The sequence below is a fragment of the Moraxella sp. CTOTU47915 genome (assembly GCF_031986685.1).
GTDB classification, from domain to species: Bacteria; Pseudomonadota; Gammaproteobacteria; order Pseudomonadales; family Moraxellaceae; genus Faucicola; species Faucicola tetraodonis.
This window is the reverse complement of sequence record NZ_DAMAAE010000001.1, coordinates 43,614-67,023: the sequence shown is the minus strand read 5'-3', so window position 1 is coordinate 67,023 and position 23,410 is coordinate 43,614. Positions and strand designations below refer to the sequence as shown.

Annotated in this window: 20 protein-coding genes; 5 read left to right on the top strand and 15 right to left on the bottom strand. The window is 44.2% G+C overall.

What is annotated here, in order from left to right:
* Positions 1-125: 125 nt before the first annotated feature.
* From RTL34_RS00300 to mrcB, 4 genes are all read right to left on the bottom strand, one after another.
* Positions 126-455, bottom strand: coding sequence for a helix-turn-helix domain-containing protein (locus tag RTL34_RS00300; RefSeq protein WP_409455420.1), 330 nt, complete (start codon positions 453-455; stop codon positions 126-128).
* A 252-nt stretch (positions 456-707) separates the two neighbouring features.
* Positions 708-1,898: a DUF3426 domain-containing protein gene (locus RTL34_RS00295; protein WP_312113680.1), complete on the bottom strand. Its 1,191-nt coding sequence runs from the start codon at positions 1,896-1,898 to the stop codon at positions 708-710.
* A 233-nt stretch (positions 1,899-2,131) separates the two neighbouring features.
* Positions 2,132-3,040, bottom strand: a complete 909-nt coding sequence (gene prmA / locus RTL34_RS00290) for a 50S ribosomal protein L11 methyltransferase (protein WP_312113678.1) — start codon at positions 3,038-3,040, stop codon at positions 2,132-2,134.
* A 214-nt stretch (positions 3,041-3,254) separates the two neighbouring features.
* Positions 3,255-5,852 carry a penicillin-binding protein 1B gene (mrcB, locus tag RTL34_RS00285; RefSeq protein ID WP_312113676.1) on the bottom strand — a complete coding sequence of 866 codons (2,598 nt, stop codon included), beginning with the start codon at positions 5,850-5,852 and terminating at the stop codon, positions 3,255-3,257.
* A gap of 187 nt (positions 5,853-6,039) precedes the next feature.
* On the opposite strand from mrcB, the gene RTL34_RS00280 reads away from it, so the two are divergent.
* On the top strand, positions 6,040-8,778 hold the full coding sequence (locus tag RTL34_RS00280; protein ID WP_312113674.1) for a heavy metal translocating P-type ATPase: 2,739 nt from the start codon (positions 6,040-6,042) through the stop codon (positions 8,776-8,778).
* Between the two features lie 20 nt (positions 8,779-8,798).
* On the opposite strand, the gene RTL34_RS00275 is transcribed toward RTL34_RS00280, so the two are convergent.
* Positions 8,799-9,719 (bottom strand): hypothetical protein, encoded by a 921-nt coding sequence (locus RTL34_RS00275; RefSeq protein ID WP_312113672.1) that lies wholly within the window; start codon positions 9,717-9,719, stop codon positions 8,799-8,801.
* Between the two features lie 359 nt (positions 9,720-10,078).
* On the opposite strand from RTL34_RS00275, the gene RTL34_RS00270 reads away from it, so the two are divergent.
* Together RTL34_RS00270 and RTL34_RS00265 are read left to right on the top strand one after the other, a co-directional pair.
* Complete coding sequence (locus RTL34_RS00270; protein WP_065252535.1) at positions 10,079-10,864, top strand: DnaA ATPase domain-containing protein; 786 nt, start codon at positions 10,079-10,081, stop codon at positions 10,862-10,864.
* A 77-nt stretch (positions 10,865-10,941) separates the two neighbouring features.
* Positions 10,942-11,634, top strand: coding sequence for a DUF2057 family protein (locus RTL34_RS00265; protein WP_312113669.1), 693 nt, complete (start codon positions 10,942-10,944; stop codon positions 11,632-11,634).
* A gap of 68 nt (positions 11,635-11,702) precedes the next feature.
* Here RTL34_RS00265 and gspM read toward each other — a convergent pair whose 3' ends face one another.
* From gspM to RTL34_RS00225, 8 genes are all read right to left on the bottom strand, one after another.
* Positions 11,703-12,194 carry a type II secretion system protein GspM gene (gene gspM, locus RTL34_RS00260; protein WP_312113668.1) on the bottom strand — a complete coding sequence of 164 codons (492 nt, stop codon included), beginning with the start codon at positions 12,192-12,194 and terminating at the stop codon, positions 11,703-11,705.
* Between the two features lie 21 nt (positions 12,195-12,215).
* The gene (locus RTL34_RS00255; RefSeq protein WP_312113666.1) at positions 12,216-13,520 is read right to left on the bottom strand and encodes a type II secretion system protein L; all 1,305 of its coding nucleotides are present in this window, start codon (positions 13,518-13,520) and stop codon (positions 12,216-12,218) included.
* A gap of 36 nt (positions 13,521-13,556) precedes the next feature.
* Positions 13,557-14,009 carry a phosphohistidine phosphatase SixA gene (gene sixA, locus RTL34_RS00250; RefSeq protein ID WP_203171763.1) on the bottom strand — a complete coding sequence of 151 codons (453 nt, stop codon included), beginning with the start codon at positions 14,007-14,009 and terminating at the stop codon, positions 13,557-13,559.
* 33 nt (positions 14,010-14,042) lie between these two features.
* A complete protein-coding gene (locus tag RTL34_RS00245) occupies positions 14,043-15,251 on the bottom strand; it encodes an NAD(P)H-dependent glycerol-3-phosphate dehydrogenase (RefSeq protein ID WP_312113664.1) in 1,209 nt (402 codons plus the stop codon).
* Positions 15,252-15,339: 88 nt separating this feature from the next.
* A complete protein-coding gene (locus tag RTL34_RS00240) occupies positions 15,340-15,912 on the bottom strand; it encodes a nitroreductase family protein (RefSeq protein ID WP_312113662.1) in 573 nt (190 codons plus the stop codon).
* Positions 15,913-15,914: 2 nt separating this feature from the next.
* Positions 15,915-16,325: an FMN-binding negative transcriptional regulator gene (locus RTL34_RS00235; RefSeq protein ID WP_312113660.1), complete on the bottom strand. Its 411-nt coding sequence runs from the start codon at positions 16,323-16,325 to the stop codon at positions 15,915-15,917.
* Positions 16,326-16,369: 44 nt separating this feature from the next.
* Entirely contained in the window at positions 16,370-17,494 is a 1,125-nt protein-coding gene (gene zapE / locus RTL34_RS00230; RefSeq protein WP_203171767.1) for a cell division protein ZapE, read from the bottom strand.
* 187 nt (positions 17,495-17,681) lie between these two features.
* Positions 17,682-18,380: an alpha/beta hydrolase gene (locus RTL34_RS00225; protein WP_203171768.1), complete on the bottom strand. Its 699-nt coding sequence runs from the start codon at positions 18,378-18,380 to the stop codon at positions 17,682-17,684.
* Between the two features lie 269 nt (positions 18,381-18,649).
* Here RTL34_RS00225 and RTL34_RS00220 point away from each other — a divergent pair, with 269 nt between their 5' ends.
* Positions 18,650-19,057, top strand: coding sequence for a hypothetical protein (locus tag RTL34_RS00220; protein WP_227716745.1), 408 nt, complete (start codon positions 18,650-18,652; stop codon positions 19,055-19,057).
* Between the two features lie 129 nt (positions 19,058-19,186).
* Here the strand turns inward: RTL34_RS00220 and RTL34_RS00215 are convergent, their stop codons facing one another.
* Positions 19,187-19,678 (bottom strand): hypothetical protein, encoded by a 492-nt coding sequence (locus RTL34_RS00215; RefSeq protein WP_312113656.1) that lies wholly within the window; start codon positions 19,676-19,678, stop codon positions 19,187-19,189.
* Positions 19,679-19,823: 145 nt separating this feature from the next.
* Here RTL34_RS00215 and RTL34_RS00210 point away from each other — a divergent pair, with 145 nt between their 5' ends.
* Positions 19,824-20,249 carry a hypothetical protein gene (locus tag RTL34_RS00210; RefSeq protein ID WP_312113654.1) on the top strand — a complete coding sequence of 142 codons (426 nt, stop codon included), beginning with the start codon at positions 19,824-19,826 and terminating at the stop codon, positions 20,247-20,249.
* A gap of 107 nt (positions 20,250-20,356) precedes the next feature.
* On the opposite strand, the gene ppc is transcribed toward RTL34_RS00210, so the two are convergent.
* Positions 20,357-23,227 carry a phosphoenolpyruvate carboxylase gene (gene ppc / locus RTL34_RS00205; protein WP_312113652.1) on the bottom strand — a complete coding sequence of 957 codons (2,871 nt, stop codon included), beginning with the start codon at positions 23,225-23,227 and terminating at the stop codon, positions 20,357-20,359.
* Between the last annotated feature and the right edge of the window lie 183 nt (positions 23,228-23,410).

The following is a 23,410-nucleotide window of genomic DNA, read 5'->3' as shown; positions in this document are numbered from 1 at the left end:
ATACTGGGTGCAGAAAAAACAAAAAGTCAGTTATGACGAACTGACTGATTGACTTTCATACCCCAACTCTATAAATCCCTAAATATAGGGATATCTTATCATAAAAAAGCGGGTATTTTTATCAATTATAATAATTGGTGGGTTTTGAGTTTTTTACGCAATGTGCCGCGATTAAGTCCCAAAATCTCGGCGGTTTTGGTTTGATTGCCGCGGGTGTGTTCAAGGACGACACTGATTAGCGGTTTTTCAAATTGTGACAACATAAGCTCGTAGAGCTGGGTCGGTTGTTGTTCTTTTAAATTATCGAAGTACTCTCGCACTACAAGCTCAATGTGGTGAGCTAGGCTTGCGCTGGGAGAAGTTTGCGATGGGGTATGGTTAGTATATGGATTAGATGGGCTATCTGACATATTGGAATACTTGGCGCGATTTTGTAAAACAATAGAATTGGGCATAGCAGATTCTCAAAATAAATTTGCTGACAAATTTATCGAATAACTCGTTAGTTGATAGATTAAATAAAACTTAAATATATGGACGAATAATAAAGTTATTGATACTTATACTAAAACAATTATAAAAGCGATAGCAAGCTTAAGTTGTTTACAATATGTAAAATTGTGCGATAAATATTGGGTGCTGGAGGCTTTTTTATCACTATTGGAATGAAGCTAAAAAGAAGCTCAATTGAATGAAGCTAAAAAAATTTAATAAATCAGCTCAATATTAGCGGCTTGAACTTTGGTTTTTGGAAAGTCAATACGCAATTTAATGGGTTTTATTTGATGCGGCATCAAATAGTTGTTACCCGCTTCTAGATAGTCTGTAGGGGTAAGTAGCGTCTGCGCGAGTATGGTGTTGCCACTGCGTAGTGAAACCTTAACACTCGGATAGACAATATTATTATCCGTGGTATTGGTCAGAGTAAATACCAAGTCAGTTTTCTCCGCTAGTTTGGATGAATGGGCAAGCGCAAGCATCTGCACATCAATAAGACTCGTATCAGTGATAGGCAATTGACAGGCAGGGATTTTATGGCAAATTTTTGAGAGCACGGCCGCGTTTGCTTTTGAAGTGATTAGGGTGTCGATGTTAAAAATAATATATTGCGCGGCTAACAAAAAGACTAATAGTAAGCTACCTAATCCCCAAATAATGCTCATATTAAAAATTTTTGCATTCGCCAATTGTTGCGAGGAAACTTGTTGCGACAAGCGTTCATCGATCTTTTGTTGATAGGCTAACAAATCTGCTTGTTGCTCACTACGAGTATCAATCGGAATTTGGTCAAAAATATCCGTGTTAAACACCCCATCCATGCCTCGCTTGGCGTTAGCGTTGGCGCCGGCTGTGTCGTCCGCTGCTTCGTTGTCATCCGCTTGTGCCATTAAACTTAGCAGCCAAGCCTGCTCATCGCCTAACGTCTCGTTATCTTGGGTGAGGTCTATCGCTTCAACGGCGTCCTCATCGCCAATCAATACTTTGGGATTGCTATTTTTGGCTATGGGCAGTTGGTCAAAATTGTCTATAATCTCTAATTCATCTATGGTGCTGTTTGATTTAGCATAGGCTGATTTTGTATGAGATTGTGACAAGGGATAGGGTGAGATGGGTTTAACGGGTTCATCGACAATGAGATTGCCAGCTTCATCAATACCTGACTCATCGTCAAATAAAATCTCCTCAGATTTATCGTCAATGAGCGCCGAGGACGTCTGATGGTTTGGACTTACCAGTGAATTGTTGTTAGCAAATTTTTTTTGTTCTAGCTGGTCGGCGGCGGAGAAAATGGTTTTGCAATGGGAACAACGAACGTACCCATTTTTAACGGCTAACTGTTCATCATTGATTTTAAATGCATGTTGGCAGTTTGGGCATTTGGCATTGTATAAATTCATCGCAACATCACTTCCCTTTTAGCATTTTTAGTTTGCGTCTTTGATTTTAATAATGTCGTGTGTTAAATCATTTAATGACGAATAAAAAATAAAGTCAACAAATTTCCTAGAATTTATGTTCACTAGGTTGCTAGCTATGTTACTAGCTATGTCGTTAGGCTGTTACTAGGCTTTGACGGGGAAAAGACGACCTTACCGCCTTGTAAGGCTTTTTATACGAATTGCGACTTGTCCTAATCACGGCGAAAACCCGAGAGGCGATGCCAATGTCTGTCTTCCTGCGCGCTAAAGGTAAATTCGCCATCCATCTCAAAATAAGGCTGATAGGCAGCTTTTACATCTTCCACTTGGTTTTCAATCAGACCTGCCAACACAATGCTACCTTGAGATTTCAATAATGTGGCAAAATAAGGGGCAAGGCTCATTAGCGGTTTGGCTAAAATATTTGCGGTTATCAAGTCCACGGGCAAAATAGCCTGCTCTTTACAATAGTCACTAAATTGTTCGGGTAAAAATGCCTGAAGCTGATCGGCTACCTTGTTGCGCTCGGCATTTTGATGGGTGGCTAATACCGCTTGGGGGTCAATATCGACCGCATACACCTGTTTTGCCCCGAGCAAAAGTGCCGCAATGCCCAAAATACCTGAGCCGCACCCATAGTCAATCACCACTTTATCTTGCAGCGGTTGTTCTGTCAGCCAATCGATACAAAGACGGGTGGTCGCATGATAACCTGTGCCAAATGCCAAGCCTGGATCCATAATGATGTTAATCGCATTGGGGTTAGGGGGTGACATCCATTTGGGCACAATCCAAAGTCCATTGGCACATTCAATGGGATGGTAGTTCTTCATCCACTCACGTTCCCAATCTTTGTCATCCACTCGGCTGGTCCAAACTCGCGTCGCCACCACATCATTGGCGATATCTTGACTCACAGTTTCCAGATTACAGTCGCCATCAAATAGACCAGTCACAATCACATCATCCCACAGTGGCGATTCCCCTGGCAATGGTTCAAATAACGGTTGGTCACCCGCATCGTCTAAACTAATACTGAGCGCATTGGCTTCTAGCATCAAGGTTTCCGCCAGTTCGGCTTGCGATTTTTCGCATTGAATATGTAATTGCTGCCAAGGCATAAACAGTCCTTAAAAATAACAAATAAAATAATGAAAAAATAAAATAATGAAACAATAAAAGGCGAGCGCACTGAGTTGGTAGTATAAACGCATTCAGCCAAAAATGCGATGTGACTCAAAAATGAAAACGCCCATGTTATTGCTTGGCGCACCTAAGCCAAAACACCTAGCGGTAAGGGTAAGGACAAATAAGAAGGTTTGCCTGTTATTGTCTTTAAAACATTTCTTTGACCGATTTTTCTAACCAAGACTGCGAGCGCGGCGCTGCATTGAGTGGTTGGTTGGTATGTGTCGGGTCGCCGCTATTATTAGGGTTATTAGGGTTGGTCTGCGTATTCCCCGTATTGGCATTCTCATTTTGGTAGCGATTGGCTGCAGGTGGGTTATTGCCAATGGTGTCTATCTCGGTTTGTCTGCGCTCAATATTGTCATACCGCTGTTGTTGGCTTTGTCCAAACTCACTCATTGCCTGTTGTTGCTGTGCGGCAAATCTTGCTTCTTGCTCACTTTGGTATAGTTGTACCGCGCATTCACTACTATCTTGCGGTAGATTGTCGGTATCAACAGGTACATAGATGGCATTTGGACATTTTTCATGGGATAATTGTGATTTGCCGTTTTCCATCCATAGCCATTCGATATTGCCTGGCGCGATGAGATTAACTGGCGTAAGCTTTTGCTGCTTCATAAAATTGATCCACATCGGCAAAGCGCCATTACCGCCACTTAGACCGGTGGGTTTGTTGTCATCTAAACCGACCCAAACAACGCTGACCACATTGCCACTATAGCCTGCAAACCACGCATCGCGATAATCATTGGTAGTCCCTGTTTTACCTGCAAGATTGAGGTTGTCACCGAGCGCTAGCGCCGCTTTGGCGGTACCTTGCTTGATGACCTGCTGCATCGCATAATTGGTGAGATAGGCAGCCGTGGGGTTAATGACTTGCTGATTTTTTTGTTCTATGCCCTGAACCACTCGTCCTTGGTCATCAATAATCGTGCGAATGGTATGAATTTCATGACGCAAGCCACCTGTTGCTAGCACTTGATAAATCCCCAACATATCCATGGGCGATAGATTCACCGCGCCAAGCAAGGTAGAGGGATAATTGGGCAATGGGCTATTGATACCCATACGGTACAATTGATTTAAAAAATTGGGAATACCGACTTCCATGCCCACACGCACCGCTGCTTGGTTATAGGAATTGGCTAAAGCGCTGGTGAGGGGGATAATACCATGACTGCCGCCACCATAATTGCTGGGTGTCCATGTCTTACCATCGGTCATTTTTAGCACAATCGGGCTGTCATCGACACTACTTGATAAATTGTAACGACCCTGCTCAAATGCGGTTAAGTAAATAATCGGTTTGAGTAAAGAGCCAACTTGGCGCTTGGCATCGATGGCGCGATTAAAACCGGTAAAATCACGACTACTTCCCACCACAGCGAGCAGTTCACCGGTGTTGGGGTTGGCGCTGACTAGGGCGGCTTGCAAATTAGTGAGCTGTTTGGGATTACTTTTTTTTAACTGATTGACGCTTTGAATGACGGCATTGGTAGCGGTTTTTTGAACATTGGGGTCAAAACTGGTAAATATTCTTAAGCCTTCATTTTTGAGATCGTTGGCATCATAAGTACGGGTAAGTTCTCGTTTGACCACGTCTAGATAATCAGGAAAACGCGTTTTACCAATCACAGGATTGTAAGAAATGCTCAGTGGCTGCTGCACCGCTTCATCATATTGCTGCTGGCTGATTTTACCGGTTATCAGCATATTGCTGAGCACCACGTTACGGCGTTTTAGGGCAGCATCGGGGTAGCGTAGCGGATTGTACTGGGTAGGACCTTTGGCAAGCCCTACGAGCATCGCCATTTGGTCGATTCGAAGCTCTTTGAGCGGGCGGTTAAAGTAAAACTGCGAGGCAAGCCCAAACCCGTTAATGGAGTGATTGCCATTTTGACCTAAGTTAATCTCATTCATATAGGCTTGCAAAATCTCACTTTTGGTGTAATGCATTTCCAGCAAAATCGCCATCACCGCTTCATTGGCTTTACGTTTGATAGTGCGGTCTGAATTGAGATAGAAGTTTTTAACCAGTTGCTGGGTGATGGTGGAGCCGCCTTGGCGTGAACCACCCATAAAATTGCTATAAATCGCACGTCCTATCCCGCGGATAGACACGCCGTGATGCTGATAAAAACTGCGGTCTTCAGTTGCCACCAGCGCGTCAATTAATGGCTGCGGATAGTCATTGATGGTCAAAACGATGCGATCTTCATTGTTGTCTGGATAGATACCGCCAATAAAAATGGGCTCAACCCGCGCCACACCCGATGGATTGGGATGGGTACTTTGTAATTTTTCAATTTGGTTATCTTTGAGCGTGACCTTAATAATTTGCGATGGCTCAGTATCGTTGGCGGCAAATTTAAATTCGCGGGTATGAATATAGTACTCGCCATTTTTTTTGCTATAAGTGCCGGCATTGTCATAGTTTTGGTCAGGGGCATAGGTGAGTAAATTTAACCAATTTTCCAATTCATCATCGCTAAGGGGCTTACCCACCGTCAACGTTAATGGTTGCGAGTACACTTTTGCAGGGATATTCCAGCGTTTGCCCTCAAATTTTTGGGTGATGACATTATCTTGGCGCACCAAATATAACCCAAGCAAGACCAAGCCGCCCAATACTGCCACCACAAAGATGAAGCTTAGGATAAACATCCCTTGTTGGTTTGAGTGATGCTGGAATTTAGGCGGGTTTTGGCGATTTTTAGCGGCAGAGATAACGGTTGAATTCATACAAAAATGCGTCACGATCAAGGGTATAAAAAAGTGCTTTATCATGACCCAAAATACGCCAAAATACAATGTAAACATCGTGCTATTTTGCCACGTTTATACAGGATTTTTGAACTTTAATACACGGTTTTGGAGTACAATAGCAGTCATTTTTGGGTGAGTTAGGGTGTTTGCCCTAGGGGTTTTGATGATGCCAAACAATAGCCAATTTGGGGCAAAACAATCGGATATTGAGCCGTCGGTTGTGACCGATGCGCCTAGCCGTACGCTTGTTGAAGCAGATAGCAAATTTACTACCACATATCAAGATGTGGAGCTGGTGTTACCAGATGAAGGGCATTGTTTTCATTGTGGCGATCCGCTGCCAAGCCCGCCATTTTTTACCCATGTATTGGGTGAAGATCGGGCGATGTGCTGTATGGGCTGTCAGCTTGCTTCGCAAAGTATCATCGAGGCGGGGCTTGAGCAATACTATCTTGACCGCAGTGAAATCAATCGTACCGCCAGTCTCCCTGATTCGTTATATCAGCTGCAAGCGTATGACCACGATGATATCAAATCGCAATTTATTTACCATCAGCAAGGGCACAGCGTTGCTGAGCTGTCAATCAGCAATTTGCGCTGTGCTGCCTGTAGTTGGCTGATTGAAACCCAGTTGTATCGGCTTGATGGCATGGACACTTGCCAAGTCAACCTCACCAATCAACGGATGCGCGTGGTATGGGATGACAAAAAACTGCCGATTAGCCAAATTTTGGCAAATGTGCAAGCCATTGGGTATGATGCCAAACCCTATCGGCAAGATACCCATGAAGCGATGCTCAAGCGAGATAATCGCCGTATGTTGTTTCAATTGGGCATTGCGGCATTGGGTGCCATGCAAGCGATGATGTTTGCAGTGGCGCTATATTTTGGGGAATATTCAGGTATCGGCGTCAACGATCGGCAATTTTTACGCTGGGTATCGCTGTTTGTTAGTATTCCTGTGTTTTTGATTGCAGGATTGCCATTTTTTCAATCGGCGTGGTCAGCGATTAAAGCCCGCCAAGTCAATATGGATGTGCCGATTAGTATCGCCATTGTCATTACCTTTTTGGCAAGTTTATATGCGACATTGACTAGCACAGGCGAGACCTATTATGACTCGGTTAGTATGCTGATATTTTTCTTATTGGCGGGCAAATTTGTCGAGCACAATGCCAGGCTGAAAGCTGCCAATTTAGCCAATGATTTGGTGGTCGTCGAGCCTGTGTTGGTCGCAAAGCTGGGTCATGAAGCGCCGTTAGCGCTAGAGAATACGGATACCTCGCAAGTAGCGCTATATGCCAGTCAATATAAAGACCTTTTTTATCAGTCACTTAGTGTAGACCCTGCCAATAGGGGTGATAATGAGCAAATGGTTTCGGCGCAGTCGCTAAAAGTTGGTGATATTGTCCGCATTGATGCCGGTAGCAGTATCATCAGTGATGGTATTTTGCTGTCGGATAGTGCCACGGTGTCCGAAAGTTTATTGACCGGGGAGAGTGATTTAATCGTCAAACGCTTGGGCGATAGCATTGTGGGCGGTAGTCAAAATGACAGTCAGCCGTTTGTGATGCAAATCACCACATTACCCAATGATAGCCAAATGGGCGTGATTGACAGGTTAGTGAATCGCTCGCTCAGTGAAAAACCGCAAATTGCCTTAAAAGCAGACAAACTGGCACGCTGGTTTGTCGCGCGGGTACTGGTGATTGCCAGTATGGTATTTTTGGCATGGTATTTTATCGAGCCCAGTCATGCCATTTGGGCAACGGTTGCCGTATTGGTCGCTACTTGTCCCTGTGCCTTGTCATTGGCCACCCCCATCGCATTAACCGTTTCTACCAATCGATTAGCAAGCCTGGGGTTTTTGGCGACGCGCGGGCATACCATTACCACACTCGCTGAAGTCACCCATGTGGCGTTTGATAAAACCGGTACATTGACATACGGTCAACCCAACTTGATGGCGATTGAAACGCTGGATGTACCGTATAGTGTTAAACAAAATCCGTCAGTGGATTTTACTGAAGATGACACCAAAAACCAAGACGAGATAAAAAACCATTTTTTAAGTATTGCAGCGAGCCTTGAAGTGGGTAGTCGTCACCCCATTGCTCATGCGTTATTGACAATGACTCGGCAAATGCATTTGCCCACTACCAGCGATTTGGTACACATTCCGGGGGGCGGTCTGCAAGCTACGATTGATGGGCTAAGTTATCGTCTAGGTCATCACGGTTTTGCAGTTCAATCAGGATTAGACGATGAGTTACTGCCAAATTTGAGCAAACACCAAGCCAGTACCAGTGTGACCTTGTCGAGACAAGATAGCCTAAGCAAAAAATGGCAACCACTGGCGCATTTTTATTTTCATGATAAAGTCCGTGAAGGCGCCTTAGCTACCATTAAACATCTTAAAGACCAAGGCGCGCAGGTGTTGATGCTCACGGGTGACCCTAGTGCTCAGGCGTTTGAGGTGGCGCGCGAGCTTGGTATTGATACGGTTTATAAAGGTCTTACCCCAAATGATAAGGTACAACATTTAAAAGCGCTGCAGCAGCAAGGACACATCGTGCAAATGGTCGGAGATGGGGTCAATGATGCGCCGGTACTTGCCGCTGCCAATATCTCAACCGCCATGGCGGGCGCGGCAGATTTGGCGCAAGTCTCCAGTGACTCTTTAGTGCTTAATGGTCAAATCCAAGCCGTGGCAAAAGCGCGTGAAGTGGCGTTCAAGACCGATCGCATTATTGCCCAAAATTTCAAATGGGCGCTAGGGTATAACTTTATCGTACTGATACCCGCTGCGTTAGGTTATGTGCCGCCTTGGTTGGCTGCGATTGGTATGTCATTGAGCTCACTGTTTGTGGTGCTTAATGCGTTACGTCTCAAACGCGCTTAATAGTGCAATTTAACAAAGCTTTATGCTTTTGGCTTACTAAAATCATACGCCGTGACTATTTGCGCGTTTTTGGCAAAATCGATGAAATAATAGAAGTATTTATCATTCTCATCAATCACCCGATCGCCGTTGGAATCAGCTTGGGTTGAGAAGTAAAAGCGTTTTCTCTCAGGCAGCCATTTATAATGTTTAAAATATTGATTATTGGGCGTGAGTTTCAATAAATTTTTGCCATTTAAATCACTTAAATACAAGGTAAGCTGCTGATCAAGATTGGTTTTATTGTCATCATCATCAGCGATCTCTTTGACTTCATAGATAAAATAGCCTAGCAGTAAGGTATTGCCGACTTTGACTGCCAATGGGTTGGTTGCTTCTTTAGCGGCTTGCGGTTGGGTAGGCGCAGTTTGCGTAATGGTAGCTTTCTTCTGCACTGTTTTGTCATCTTGGGTTAAATCTACCAAGGGCGTGTGCACCGCTCTTATTACAAAATTATCTTGTGGAAACAGCCGGTGTACTTGCCCGGTTTTTAACCCTTCAAACACAATATTGTAAACACTGCTTTGAAAATCATAGGGCGCAACTTCTTGAAAGTAGCTGACGGGTGATTTTTTAGCATCACTGCCATCGCTGTCATATTTGCGATTGATAGGCACTGACGGAATAATCGGATGCAGTAGATTGGGCACACCTGCCAAATACACCGGAAAATCCATGCGTTTTAACCCGACTGTGGCAGGTGGGATACTAGCTGGGGTTTGGGCAATGATGACTTCAGGTACATTAGACGGTGAAGGGGCGGCGCTCGCTAGGTTATTTGTCTCAGGGGTGGGTTGGCAGGCGGTAAGTCCCAAACCTAACCCCATAGCACTCAAGGTGCTCATAGTGATATGTAATGGTCTAAAAAAATTCGCATCACGCCATTGGTTAACAAAAGACATAAGAGTCTCCATTACAAAGATAATCAAATATACTACTAAAATGCTAAGACATGTACAATCTTTGGTTATATCATCGCATTCAGTCCTATAATGGTATTGACTGTTTTTGTCTTGAGTGTTTCAAAAACTAAATAAGAAAGGTAACTAAATTTGAAATAACCCGACACGGGGCAAAAGGCGCGTGAGTAGCTATTTCATAAATTTAGGTTATAATAGTCAAAATTTAGTTAGACGCTTTATTTTTTGCTTTTAAACTTTTAAACTTTTAAGCATAGGGCGGCTAACTGGGCAGCACTATGTGTATAGTGGTTTATGATTTATTTTCAAAAAGGGATATCTTACCGATTGCGAGTGCATGAATGTCGGAACAATTAAGTCTAAACTTAAATATCAAGCAGTCCGCGAGTATCAGTGACTTTAGTGGTCCAGGCTGGGTATCAATCATCGATGTGGTGCGCCAAATGCATGTAGGGCTATTGACGCAGCTATATCTATACGGCGAGCGCGATACAGGTAAAACCCATCTACTCAACGCTATCTGCGAATCCTTCCGTGATATCGACCAATCTGTTATTTATCTATCGCTGCGTGAGCTCATAAACGCCAATATGGATGCCATGGTGTTGTCATCGCTAGAGAATACCACAGTGATTGCGCTTGATGATATGGATGCAATTCAAGGTCATCCTGAATGGCAAGAAGCAGTTTTTCATCTGATTAATTTATCGCAAGAATACGGCAATAAAATTATTTTTGCCAGTCGTTTGCCTGTCAAAGCGTTAAATTTTGAGCTGCGAGATTTGCTATCAAGGCTTGCTCGAGCCGCGACTTTTCAATTGCCAACGGGCAGTGATAGGCTTGATAGACAGCTGATTTTGGAATCGGTATTACGCCGTCGTCATTGGCACTTTGACCCGCGCATCATTGACTATTTGCTTAACGAAGGTCCACACCGCATCGGTGCGATGTTAGCAGTATTAAACGAATTGCAGCCATTATTTTCTAACATGGAACGCACCCCATTAAACAAAGTGAGCAAAGCCAAAATTCAAGATGCGATGAACATCATTGATAATTTAACGCTGAATTTTGAATTGGCGGACTTTGATGAAATTGCAGAAAATGAAAATTTTTTAGATTTTTGACCGGGTTTGTCATAGGAATTGCGTGATAAATGGGTTAGAATCCATCAACAGTTTGATGTAAAACAACAGGATATCCTATGAATAAACAGTACTTATGGACGGCTGCCGCGTTGACTGCGGGCGTGTTAGCAACCACACAAACATTTGCCCAAGTCACCTTGAATGTTGCTGATAATACCGTGGTGACTGCTATTAATGGTCAAGAAGTTAAAAACGGCTTGCTTTCAAAACCGCAAAAAACCTACAAACTTGAGCCAGGCAAACATGTGATTACTGCCAAGTACAATCGGTTGTACGAGCTGCGCGGTGACAATCACGATGTGTTACGTTCAAGCAATATTAGCGTTCCAGTAGAGCTTGCCGACAATCAAACGTATGTTTTGGATATGCTAGGTCAACCAGAGGACTATAATGCCGCCAAAGAATATGTCAAACAACCCACACTAGCGGTGCTGCAAGGCAAGCAAGTTATTGCAAGTCAGCAAGCCACATCCAGCAGCAGTTCAAGCATTTTTAGTGGGTTGGGTAATGCGTTAGGCGGTGTGTTTGGTGGTAGCTCAAAAGCGGTTGAAGCCAATCAACAAACCATCAATGCCTTAGGACAATCAGGGGGTGCGATTCCCGCTATCAATCAACCTAGTAATCAATATGGCAATCAAGCTGTTGTGACCACGGTCAGTTCATCGGATAGTCTCGATCAATTTATGCAGTTATGGTTGAAAGCAACGCCAGCAGAGCGTGATAAAATCCGTCAGTGGGTGCAAAAATAATCAGCCAATGCGCCCCCATGCGCTAAAATAACGATGCCAAGTGCATCGTTTTTTATGGTCTTTTACTATTAGTGAATAGATAAGACAGATTGTACTTCAAGCTTATCGACGGCTGGTTGGTTGATTTGTAGTTGCTGGATGCGGATACCTTGTTGTTGAAACTGATTAAATATATTGGTGATTACGCTGGCCTGCGCGTGACTAAAAGCAACTTGGATAGTATTGCCATTCTCGACCACTTGCGCATTGACAATACCTGATTGGCTCAGTATTTGTTTGATAGCATCGGCTTGACTGACTGGTTGGGTTTGGTTGGGATTGATGTTGCCTGCTTGACTGCGTAGCCAAAACACATCTGCCATGGTGTCATCGTATTTTTTTTGTGCTTGGTTGGCTTTGCTATGCAGCGTCCAACCACCGACACCCACCACGAAAAAAAGCAAGAACATTGCCAATATCAGCAACGCAATCTGATCACGACGTGATAAATTTTGAAAGGCATGAGCCAAAGGCGTGGTTAGTTTTTGCAGGGATTGGCTCAGTGAGGGGTGCGGTTTCATAAATTCATCTCAGTCGTAGGTTTATTCTGCCAATTCAATATCTATCATGGCAAGGGCACTGCCAGCAGAAGTTGGCGCCACTGCACTGGAAACCGCACTGGCAGTGTTCGAAGACATTGCAGCGGGCATAGCAGCATCCACAGACCCTAGCTTGGCTTTTATCCCTTTGTTTACCATGTCATTGACGGCTTTGTTTAATGAATCGGCGCTTGATGATAAAAGCTGCAGTTGTAAGTGATTATTTTGAAAATTAAGCTGCTTGGCGGTCAGTTGGTATTGCTGCAATACTGGCTGTATGGACGACAATGTCTGAAGTACGCTTGGCGTGGCTGATTGCTGAGTGGTTAATTTGCCAGATAACTGTCGTTGTAGGGTGAGTTTGCTACTGAGCGGCTCATTGGGAAACCACTGGGCATATTGCTGCGCCAGCAAAGTTGCGGCTTGTTTTTGTGCTTGGTTATAATAATACCAACGAAGCGCATCGACCACAAAGGCTGTCAGCAGCGCACAAATAGTGACTAGGGTGATGACTTTGGCATAAGGCGCAAGCGTCGTTTTACCTTTGATTGTGGCAAAGTTAAAAAAATGTCTGACCGGATCTTTGATTGGGGTAGGCAACAACTCAGACGATGCAATGGATAAATTAGGCATACTGGCTAATTGCTGGGCAACGGTTTCATCGTGAAAACCCATTAAATATAGCGTTTCTAGCATGGGTAATTTGGTGAGTACCAGCGGTAAAAAACTAACCGCCATGCCGTGATAAGTATGCAGTTTTAATAACTGGGTATCTGCATCTTGGTAGTAGACCGCGCTTGTGGTAGCCCTCGTCTCTGTAGCCCTCGTGTTTGTGCTCGTAGCTATCCTAGTATCCATTTTAGTATCAATTCTAGTATCTATAGTCGGCAACAATAAGAAATCTGGCAATAAAGCGATTATCTCAATACCCGCCAACGAGGCAGCATTGATCCATGAATGAATATCGGCAGCATGAAGCCCAAATAATGCAGGTAACTCGCTGTTGGTGACCGCCGGCTGAATTTTGACTTGTAAATCTTCTACCGACCCAATGCTGATATCTTCAAATAAATAGCGTCTGCCGGTGTCGCCTAAAGCGTTAAGCTGGCTTGCTGTAAGCGTAGGCTGGATGGTTAATAAATTGACACTAGGAAAATAGAGACAGGCTTGCAGCTTGGCTGATTGGGTGGTTTGCAGATTGGCAAGGGTCGCAAGCGTTTGCCAATCGTCAGCCGTTTGCCAAGTCTGGGTGGTTTGTTGCCATAAACGTAAGGCAGCATGCTGAGTTGGCAACCAAATATGAATCACAGAAGTGTCCTACACAAAATTGACAAATTAAATCACCTAACAGGTGGGAACAAAGCGTTTTATCTCAGCGGCAAGACTCGGTGCCAATATACCCATATCATACACACGCGCTTCAGCCAGCGCAAAACTCTCTAGTGGTTCATCAGTGAGAATATGGGCGATTTTGGCAATGATATTCATATGACAAACCACCACCATGCAGTCGCCAACCAATTCGCCTAACGCATCCACAGCGATGTCTGCATCGTTATCAGGGGTGATGCCCTCATACGTGGTCACAGGCACATGGGGAAAAAATTGCTGGATTTGCGCAAGGGTTTGCTGGGCGCGGTTGTAAGGACTGACGATAAAATGATCGGGCTCAAAGTTTTCGGCAAGCCACTTTGCAGTCTGTGAAGCTTGGGCTTGACCCAGTGCTGATAAATTTCTTTCATGGTCTGGCAGGGTATACGCGCCTGCATCGCCATGACGAACTAAAATTAATTGCATATATTTACCTAAAAATATTTAAAGTTATGTTTGTCAGTTATGCGTTGGCTGCACTTGATGCGGCATGACAAATTCCACATCACTTCTAAATCCTGCTTCCATTAAGTTTAACGCAACCCCAAGCGGCGCTTTGTCTTCATAGATAATATCGTGCAAGGCATGAGTAATCGGCATATAAATACCCTCTTTCATGGCTTTTTCATTCACCTGCTGGATAGTATTAATGCCTTCCGCGGTTTGCCCCAGTTTTTTGATGGCTTGGTCAAGGCTCATGCCACGCCCTAGCATATTACCAATCTGGTAGTTACGGCTTAAGGTCGATGAGCAAGTTGCATACAAATCACCCACGCCCGACAACCCCAAAAAGGTCAGCGGATTAGCCCCGGCTTGGACGCCAAATCGGCTCATCTCAGCCAATGCGCGGGTTAAAATCATGGCTTTGGTGTTTTCTCCGATGTCATAGGCAGCCGCCATGCCCATGGCGATGGCATAAATATTTTTGAGCGCACCGCCAAGCTCCACGCCAATTAAATCATCACTGGCAAACACGCGAAAAAATGCACTGTGCAGCGCTGTTTGTACCGCAAGCCGTAGCGCTGCAGATTGGCTGGCAATCACGGTGGCAGACGGCATATTATTCATAATTTCTTTGGCGAGATTGGGACCGCTCATCACGCCAAAAGCCACATTGGGCAATTCATCTACGATTACATCACTCATTAGCGCAAAGGTATCTTTTTCCATACCTTTGGTTAAAGACACGATGGCTTGAGCGCTGATAAAAGGCGCAATTTTTTGTAAGGTTTCGCGAAACGCTGAGCTCGGCACTGCCACAAAAATCAAATCTTTGCCTTTGACGGCTGCTTGCAAATCATGGGTAAATTGCAGGCGCTCATCTAGCTTATGGTCCGGCAAATATTTTTTGTTGATATGGGTTTTTTGCATCGCTTTGACGCTGCGCTTATCGCGTACCCAAAGCGTGACTTCGCAGCCATTTTTGGACGATAAATTTGCCATTGCCGTACCAAAACTGCCACCGCCCAGCACGGCAATTTTGAGGGGTGCAGGTTGGTTGGCGAGCTGATTGCCTAAGTCTGTCTCTAATACCGCTGGGGTGTCCGGCTTAGACTTTTTGACCGCTTTTTCAATGACGTCGGAAAACAGCTTGCTGGCTTTTTCACGATTGACATTCAGCTTTTCTAAATTTTCACTTAGATTGGTTGCTAACTGGGGTTTTTTCATTGAAAATCCTTGAATCCACTTGTCCTGCAAATACTGACAACAGGGCACCCTTTACATGAGCAAAATATAAAAACGGCTAGCTTAGCCCTTAGTTTGAGCCATTATCATAAACAATAAATGGTGTGACGTCTATCTTAGAACGCGGCGGGATGGTCGACACGGCTGTGCCAACATAGACAAAGGCAATGACTTGGTTATCAGCGGTTACATTAAACAGTTGTTTGATTGCAGGTGCATTGGCAAGTGGGCCGGTGCGCCATACGGTGGCAAACCCTTGTGCCGACAAGGCAAGCAGGAGATTTTGCACCGCACAACTACTTGCCGCTACTTGTTCCCAATGGGGGACTTTATCATGGGGTTTAAAATCGGTCACACACGCGATAATCATCGGCGCACGCAGCGGCATATTTTCCGCTTTTTTGAGGGTTTTCTCGTCGGTTTCACCTTGTGCTATCGCCGCATTTTTTAACGCCGTGCCTAAGGTGTTGAGCGCTTGGTTTTCAAGTACGATAAAACGGTACGGGTTTAAATCCTTGTGATCGGGGGCGGATAGCGCCACTTCAATCGCTTGTTCGACTTGCTCGCGATTGGGGGCAGGGGCGACAAGATTGCCGATTGAACGGCGCGATTTGATAAAGTCTAAAATTTCTGAATTTGTCATTGTTATTCCTTAAAGAGGTTATTGATTAGCGTTGCCATATTATCCGCTGAAGCTGATTGCAGTTGTGTTAAACCGTCAATCACCCCTTGCTGATTATCCAAAGTTTTATTTTGGCTAAGTTTAAATTTGGCTTCAAAATTATGAACGGTCAATTTAACCCCCACAATCGCGCGGCACATGGCATTGATATAATCACTTGGCGCATCACTTAAAGACCAAGGCTCATGACTGGGGTTAGTTTGTTTAAGTTGATAGCCAAGCGGATTTTGTTCATCTACTTGCCAAAGTAGCAAAGCAGGGCAGATTTCAAACGAATCGCCGGTTAATGCCATTATATTTGCTAATGGCGACCCAGCAATAAAATCTTTAACGGCTTCAAAATCGGTTTGAGAAAAATATTTGGGAATATACATCGTTAAAGCCACTCACCTGCATAACAATTAAGGCTTTGGATTATTTAAATGGTCATATCTTCTTTTTTTATCTCGTCCAAACGATGTTCCGCTTTGAGATATTCTTCTGATTGCATTTCTAACAGCCGTGAACGCGTGCGCTCAATCTCAAACGCCAATTTTTGCCCATCATACAGTTGTAAAATCGGCTGTTCTGCACGTACCAAAAGCTTGACGCGGCGATCATAAAACTCATCGACGAGGTAAATAAAGCGCCTTGTCGGGTCAGCGATAATATCGTTGAGTATGGGCACATCATCCACCAGCACCGTGCTAAACTCGTTGGCGATTTCAATAAAGTCGCTGGCTGAGCGCGGCTGCATACATAACGCCCGAAAATCAATGTACAAGGTGTTTTCGGTGCGACCTTTGATGGCGATATCACGACCATTGATATGAATGGGGTCTTGGATAATGTGTTGATTGTTGCTTAACGCGGTAAAGCGGTTGGCAAGCCAGTGGATGTTTTCTTTGGTCAATGGCGACACGTAAAGTTCGGCTTGCTGCAATACGCGCAGACGGTAGTCGATGCCACTGTCAATGTTCATAACCGTACAGTTTTTTTCAACTTCGGCAATGGCAGGTAAAAAACGGTCACGGTGAATACCATTTTTATACAAGCCATTTGGTGCGATATTTGATGTGGCAACCAAGGTGATGCCTTTTTTAAATAGCATGGTAAACAAATCACCCAAAATCATCGCATCGGAGACATTGGAGACAAAAAATTCATCAAAACAAATCACATCCGCTTCATTATGGATGATATCGGCGACTTTTTGTAGCGGGTCTTGTTGACCTTGTAGCTTGTTGAGCTCGGCGTGTACCCGTTTCATAAAGTGATGAAAGTGTTGGCGCATTTTGTTGTCGGCGGGCACTGACTCAAAAAACATATCCATCATCCAAGTCTTACCACGACCCACGCCGCCCCACATATACAGCCCTTTGGGCGGCTCAGTACGTCTTAAAAAGCTAAATAGCCCACGTTGTTTGGCGCGGTTGTCCATGATTTGTTCATAGACATTGTCCAAATAAGTCATCGCAGCGCGCTGCTGTGCATCTTCGCTAAAGTCACCAGATTTTAGCGCAAGCTCATAGCGTTGTAGGGGTCGTAAATTTGAGTTGGGCATGTTATCTCTCAGCGTAAATTAAAAAGTTGTCAAAATTCCATTTCAACGTGCTTTGACGTAGGGGTATTAAATAAATAGATGCGATTAAATAGACGGCATTAAGGTGCCAAATAGCTCATGATGTCAAATACACCAAAAATCCGAATCAAAAACACAAATCAGGAACTAGGATAAAATAAAAACTGCGTTATTTGCTACTTAACGCTTCAAGCAGCTGTTTTAATTCCCCTAATTTACCATGAAAAAAGTGCCCTGTATCGTCAATGATGTGCGTTTGAATACCAAAGTTTTCCCCAAATTGTTGTAGCGAGCTTGGCGCAATCACTTCATCATTCGCGCCATAAATCATAAAGGTTTGTGCGGTGGGCAATAGCAAATCTGAGGTGTCGTTTTTTTCAATAGAAGGGGCAATCAAGGCCAAATCAGTGAGGTCAAAATCATCGACTCCCAAAAATGCGCCTTGTTCATTGACAAGCTGGGCAAGCTTAGCGGCGATAAATCCACCGAACGAAAATCCGCCAATCCATAGCTTGCGCGCCTCGGTTTGGCTATGAATCCATTGCAGCACGGTTAACGCGTCTTCGATTTCACCTGTCACATTGCCATACTCGCCCGTTGACTGACCCACGCCGCGAAAATTAAAGCGTACCACATGCATGTTTTGGTCGCGGGCAAAACGATACATGGTGGTCACCACTTTATTCATCATCGTGCCTTCTTGCAATGGGTTTGGGTGACAAAGAATGGCAACACGCTCAACCGACGCGGCGTTTGGGTTGGCAACGCCCGTTGAGTCAGCTTGCCAAAGCGCGTCAACTTCAAGCTTACCGCAAGGGGCATCTATTAATTGCGAATGGGTTAATTGTGAATGGGCAGGTGAGCGCATAATCGTCCTAATCTCAGCAAAAAACTTTAAAAAAACCACCCATCATGCTAACCAATTTCACCCAAAATAGCTAGTTTGAAAATCAACAAACTAGCCAATTGTTGCGCGGATTTTATGATTTGTAAGACCACTTGCGATGGCTCACTTTTTACCACACACTAATACAAGTCATCAACCAAATTCTATTATTGAAATGGTGAATTTGCCTGTATTGTTGATAATTGATGAGAAACTTAACACCGCTATTGAAAAGGGACAGCCTGCAGATCATGAAATCATCTCTCAAACCGTCTTTATTAAACATCACCCCATTAAAAATCACCCCATTAAAAATTACAACTATCGCGCTATTAGCAGCAGTGAGCTTATCTGCTTGTCAAAGCACACCCACTAATTTACCCGTGCTACAGCGCGCCAACAACACATTAGAAACCACGGGGTTAGGCAAAAGTAAAAATATCGCCAAATTAAATGCGTTACATATCGCAACCGAGCAGTGCCGCGGAAAATCGCCCATTGTGTTGACCGATAGCTACCAGTATAATGGCGTGTTGGATGAAAACATGGGACGCGCGGCTGACCAAGCCATAGGTATGATTGGCAGCGTGTTTGGTAGCAAAAAAACCATTGCCCGCGATGATGATTACGAATATACCATGACGTTTAGATGCCCGTAATTTATACCTAAGCCCTTTATATAAGCAAAGAAGTACAAGCAAAGATGCACAAATGTAAAAAGGACAGCGGTAACAACAGCACAGACATAAAAAAGGTTAGGAGCGTTCCTAACCTTTATTGTTTTGGTATTACTGGCGATTTAACAAATGCTGATTGAGCTGTGAAATCACCGCTTTATCCCCTAACTGATTGATACTATCACGAATTTTTGGAATCGGCTCGGCAGCAATCGGCTGACTATCAAATAGCTTTAACAACCGCAGTTGTAATGCTGGCTCACCTTGCTCAATGACAATATCTACGAGGGTAGGCACATCAAAGGGCAAATCCGAGGTTGACTGTGCCATTGCCACCGCATGATAAGCGCCATGTGGGTCTTGGTCGGTTATAATACGGGTATTTACGGCTCTGTAAGCTTTTTCTGAAGTACCGCCTAAGACATTGATTTTGTGTAAACAGTTGAGCGCAGAATTATTTTGTAATTGTGCAATAGCAATGATGTCTTCGGCTTGCTCTTGCAAATAGGCGCGTTTTTGTGCCAGTGCCTCTAATTGCTGCTCAGTCAGTGGCGCAGCGTTTTCGGCTTTTTTTAAATTGGCATTAAATTGAATTTCTGACATGGCTATCCCCTTGTTTATGTGGTTATTAGATAAGGGTTTTTTTTATAAAATCAAATCCGCTGGTTAGACGAGCGCATTTTAATGACGATCAAGCTATTTAATCACAACCCAGTTATAATGAATCAAAATGACAAAAGGGCGTGCTATGTTAGTGTTAACAGTAAATGTTGACCATATCAGTGTAACGTTGCAAGATAACCTATGGGACATTGGGCTTACGCTAAAAGTAATTGCAGAGACATTGCACGCATTGCCACCCACCGAATTGGCTTGGGAAACGGCAATTATGCGCATAGAAGATGCTATTTCACCGCTAAAACCTAGATTGCCCAAAGATGAATTATTAAAGGTGATAGGGGCAGAGGATTTACGCTTACTAGCGTTTGAGCAAGATGACAATGGCGGCTATATTCGGGCTGAGATACTAGAAAAAGCTTTTGCGGTGCTGGCGGGCTATCGCTCGCTGCAAGATTTGCCAGCTATGCCCAATGACCTAGCGTTTTATGCCAAGGTATTGCTATTACGAGAATGGGTGCACCATTTGGATTTTGATAAGCTTTATTTGGGTTAATTATCCTCAATAAAACAATCGCCAATAAAAAACGTCAATAAAAAAATCGCCAGTACGCAACCAGCGATTTTTTTAAAAAGGTAAGTTAAGGCTATGTTGAACGCTTACTAACCGGTATTTCTTAAGCCTTGGGCAATACCATTGATAGTTAAATGAACCAAGTTAAGCACTGCGGTATAAGACGCTTCATTATCGCTCGTCGCTTCATTGGTGGTTTCAGTGCTAGTGGTTTCAGCGGTAGACGATTCATCAGCAGTTGCTTCGCGAAGTTGTTTTAATAATGCCACTTGCAACCAGTTTAAGGCATTCAAATACGGCAGGCGTAGCGCAAGTGAGCGTGCCAATGTACGGTTGTCATCCAGTAACGTTTCTTTATTGGTCAGTGTTAGCAAGGCTTTAAGGCTGCGATGATATTCTGCAGTAATAAGTGCAAAAATAGCGTTGGCTTCAGTGGCATCGTTGGCAAGCTCAACATAGGCTTGGGCGATTTCGATATCGGTTTTTGCCATGACCTGTGCCATATTCGATAACATGGCTTGCATAAAGGCGCTGTGTTGGGCGTTGTGTTGCAGTTTTGCTAAGTTGTCTGGGTTATCTGCAATCAGTTTTTCAACTGCGGTGCCAAAGCCATACCATGCTGGTAGCATCAAGCGGTTTTGCATCCAAGAAAATACCCAAGGAATCGCGCGCAAATCTTGAATACGCGCCAAAGACTTGCGGCTAGCAGGACGTGAGCCAATATTTAAACTGGCAATTTCTTTGACCAAACTTGTCTGCAAGAAATAGTCAATAAAATACGGCTGAGTGATAAGCGCGCGATAGCAATTAAAGGCTTCATGCGATAACTGATTCATTAAGTCGCTATCAGGGCTTTCGCTATGGCTTGGCAATAGGCTCGCTTTGAGCGTTGCCGCAATCAGCGTCTCAAGGTTGCGTTCCGCGTTGCCCGCATCGGCATATTTTGCGGTAATAACTTCCCCTTGTTCGGTAATGCGGATTTGACCATCCACTGAGCCTTCTGGTTGTGCCAAAATCGCTTCAAATGACGGACCACCACCACGACCCACGCTACCGCCACGACCGTGGAATAAACGCAGTTGAATGCCATATTTTTCTGCCATTTCCACCAGCTGAATTTCAGCTTGGTATAGCGACCATTGACTGGTGACATAACCGCCATCTTTGTTACTGTCTGAATAACCGAGCATAATCTCTTGCAGATTGTCACGACTAGCTAGCACCGATTTGTACCAAGGTTTATCCAGTAGTTCACTCATGATGCGGGTACTGTTTTGCAGCGCTTCAATGGTTTCAAACAAAGGCACGATGTTGATACGGCTCATGGGTACGCCGTCTTTGACCAATAATAGCCCTGATTCTTTCAATAACAACGCCAATGCCAGCAAATCGCTTACTTGTTCGGCATTGGAGATAATGCTTTGGGTAATCGCTTTGTCACCAAAGCGATTTTTGATATCGGCTGCGGCCTGAAAAATCTCTAGCTCACGCTGGGTTTGTGGCTCATAAGTGATATAGGGGTTGTATAAAGGACGCGCAGTTGCCAATTCACGCAGCAGCACACGTTGACGTGCGGACTCAGACAAAGAAAGGTAATCTTCTAAATCGGCATGTTTAAACAAATCATGAACCGTTTCGGCATGAATTCCTGAAAACTGGCGCAAGTCCAATGGCATCAAATAAAACCCAAATACTTCCACGGCGCGGATGATATCGGTGAGTCGTTCATTAGCCAGTAACTCACTGCCATTGTCCACCAATGATTGATAAACAACGTACAAATCATCTAAAAACTCGTCACAATCAGCGTAGGGCTCACTAAGTCCAAAGCGACAACCGTAAGACAAATCAAATGTATGCGAGGTAGCGACTAACCGTGATGAGATAAACCCGATGGCGCGGCGATAAGGCTCTTCTTCTCTAGAGATATTATCTTCTTTGGATTGCTCGGAGAGTGCCAGTACCGCATCACTCACTTTGACATGGCGGATAGATAGCGGCAACTCTTGGTACAGCTTGCCCAGTTGGTCACGATAAAAGTAAAACACCGTCGCTGCTTGGCGTTTGAACGCATAGCGAAGGGTATCGGCTGATACAAACGGATTGCCGTCACGGTCGCCACCAATCCAACCACCGATATTAAGTAAGTTTGGCATGTCAGTGTCGGGGAAACGCTCTTTTAACTGATAATCTAATTTGCGATACAAACTTGGCAGGGCTTCAAAAAAACTTAAATCAAAATAGGCAATGCCATTGTCGATTTCATCTTTGACAGTAATTTTGAAATGGCGGGTTTCATTGGTTTGCCACTGCGACAATAACGTGGCTTCTAGTTGCTGCTCGATACGATGACGTTGATAGCCAATCGCAGTGTGGTATTGCTCAAGTAAAGCACGGATTTGACGGCGCAGTGATAAAATCGTTTGACGCTGCACTTCGGTCGGATGCGCGGTCAATACCGCACTGATAAAGGTATCATCAAGCTGTGCTTGCAACTCATCGCTGTCAATCCCTTGGGCTTTTAATTCATCAATCACATGGGCAAAACTACTTTTTGAGGCAGATTCGTCTTGTTCGTGGGCAAGGCGGCGGCGCTCATGGTGCATGTCTTCGGCGATGTTAAACACTTGCGCAAATAAGCCACAAGCCCGAATGAGATTCTTGCGCTGTTGATGGTTGAGCGTTGGCAAAATGGCTTGAATAGTCTGCTGGGGGTCTTCGCCATTTAACAGTTTATTAATGGTTTGTTTGACCGGTTCTGAGGTTTGCTGCTCAACGACCGTTATCAGCACGCGGCTAAGTAACTGGGTGTCCGCTAGCAAAGGAGAGTCTTTATCATTGTCGATAAGCTCAACAAGTGCCGTATTTGACGGATGCGAGTTTAAAGGGGTTAAGCTTAAAACGTGAGGCGGTGCAAGGCTTCTTTCATTTTCAGCTGGGCTGGCGTTGGTCTGGCTCATAACTTTTCCCTTATTTGCTTTAGTCTAAAAAGTGTAACAGGACAATTATGTTAGCACAAACTATTATCACCATAAGAAATACTAATCGTTAAAAATCCGAAATGTAAACAGCGTTAAAATTAATTTGGCAAGGCTTGACGTTAGTGAGTCTATTTGCTATATTCAAAAACGATACAAAACGTA

Bases quoted from the DNA above. Each gene is read 5' to 3' on its own strand.
- RTL34_RS00265 (WP_312113669.1), top strand. From the start codon at position 10,942: ATGAATAAACAGTACTTATGGACGGCTGCCGCGTTGACTGCGGGCGTG.
- ppc (WP_312113652.1), bottom strand. From the start codon at position 23,227: ATGAGCCAGACCAACGCCAGCCCAGCTGAAAATGAAAGAAGCCTTGCA.
- sixA (WP_203171763.1), bottom strand. From the start codon at position 14,009: ATGCAATTAATTTTAGTTCGTCATGGCGATGCAGGCGCGTATACCCTG.
- RTL34_RS00275 (WP_312113672.1), bottom strand. From the start codon at position 9,719: ATGTCTTTTGTTAACCAATGGCGTGATGCGAATTTTTTTAGACCATTA.
- RTL34_RS00270 (WP_065252535.1), top strand. From the start codon at position 10,079: ATGTCGGAACAATTAAGTCTAAACTTAAATATCAAGCAGTCCGCGAGT.
- RTL34_RS00220 (WP_227716745.1), top strand. From the start codon at position 18,650: ATGAAATCATCTCTCAAACCGTCTTTATTAAACATCACCCCATTAAAA.
- mrcB (WP_312113676.1), bottom strand. From the start codon at position 5,852: ATGAATTCAACCGTTATCTCTGCCGCTAAAAATCGCCAAAACCCGCCT.
- RTL34_RS00240 (WP_312113662.1), bottom strand. From the start codon at position 15,912: ATGACAAATTCAGAAATTTTAGACTTTATCAAATCGCGCCGTTCAATC.
- RTL34_RS00295 (WP_312113680.1), bottom strand. From the start codon at position 1,898: ATGAATTTATACAATGCCAAATGCCCAAACTGCCAACATGCATTTAAA.
- RTL34_RS00300 (WP_409455420.1), bottom strand. From the start codon at position 455: ATGCCCAATTCTATTGTTTTACAAAATCGCGCCAAGTATTCCAATATG.
- RTL34_RS00280 (WP_312113674.1), top strand. From the start codon at position 6,040: ATGATGCCAAACAATAGCCAATTTGGGGCAAAACAATCGGATATTGAG.
- zapE (WP_203171767.1), bottom strand. From the start codon at position 17,494: ATGCCCAACTCAAATTTACGACCCCTACAACGCTATGAGCTTGCGCTA.
- RTL34_RS00235 (WP_312113660.1), bottom strand. From the start codon at position 16,325: ATGTATATTCCCAAATATTTTTCTCAAACCGATTTTGAAGCCGTTAAA.
- prmA (WP_312113678.1), bottom strand. From the start codon at position 3,040: ATGCCTTGGCAGCAATTACATATTCAATGCGAAAAATCGCAAGCCGAA.
- RTL34_RS00210 (WP_312113654.1), top strand. From the start codon at position 19,824: ATGTTAGTGTTAACAGTAAATGTTGACCATATCAGTGTAACGTTGCAA.
- gspM (WP_312113668.1), bottom strand. From the start codon at position 12,194: ATGAAACCGCACCCCTCACTGAGCCAATCCCTGCAAAAACTAACCACG.
- RTL34_RS00215 (WP_312113656.1), bottom strand. From the start codon at position 19,678: ATGTCAGAAATTCAATTTAATGCCAATTTAAAAAAAGCCGAAAACGCT.
- RTL34_RS00225 (WP_203171768.1), bottom strand. From the start codon at position 18,380: ATGCGCTCACCTGCCCATTCACAATTAACCCATTCGCAATTAATAGAT.
- RTL34_RS00245 (WP_312113664.1), bottom strand. From the start codon at position 15,251: ATGAAAAAACCCCAGTTAGCAACCAATCTAAGTGAAAATTTAGAAAAG.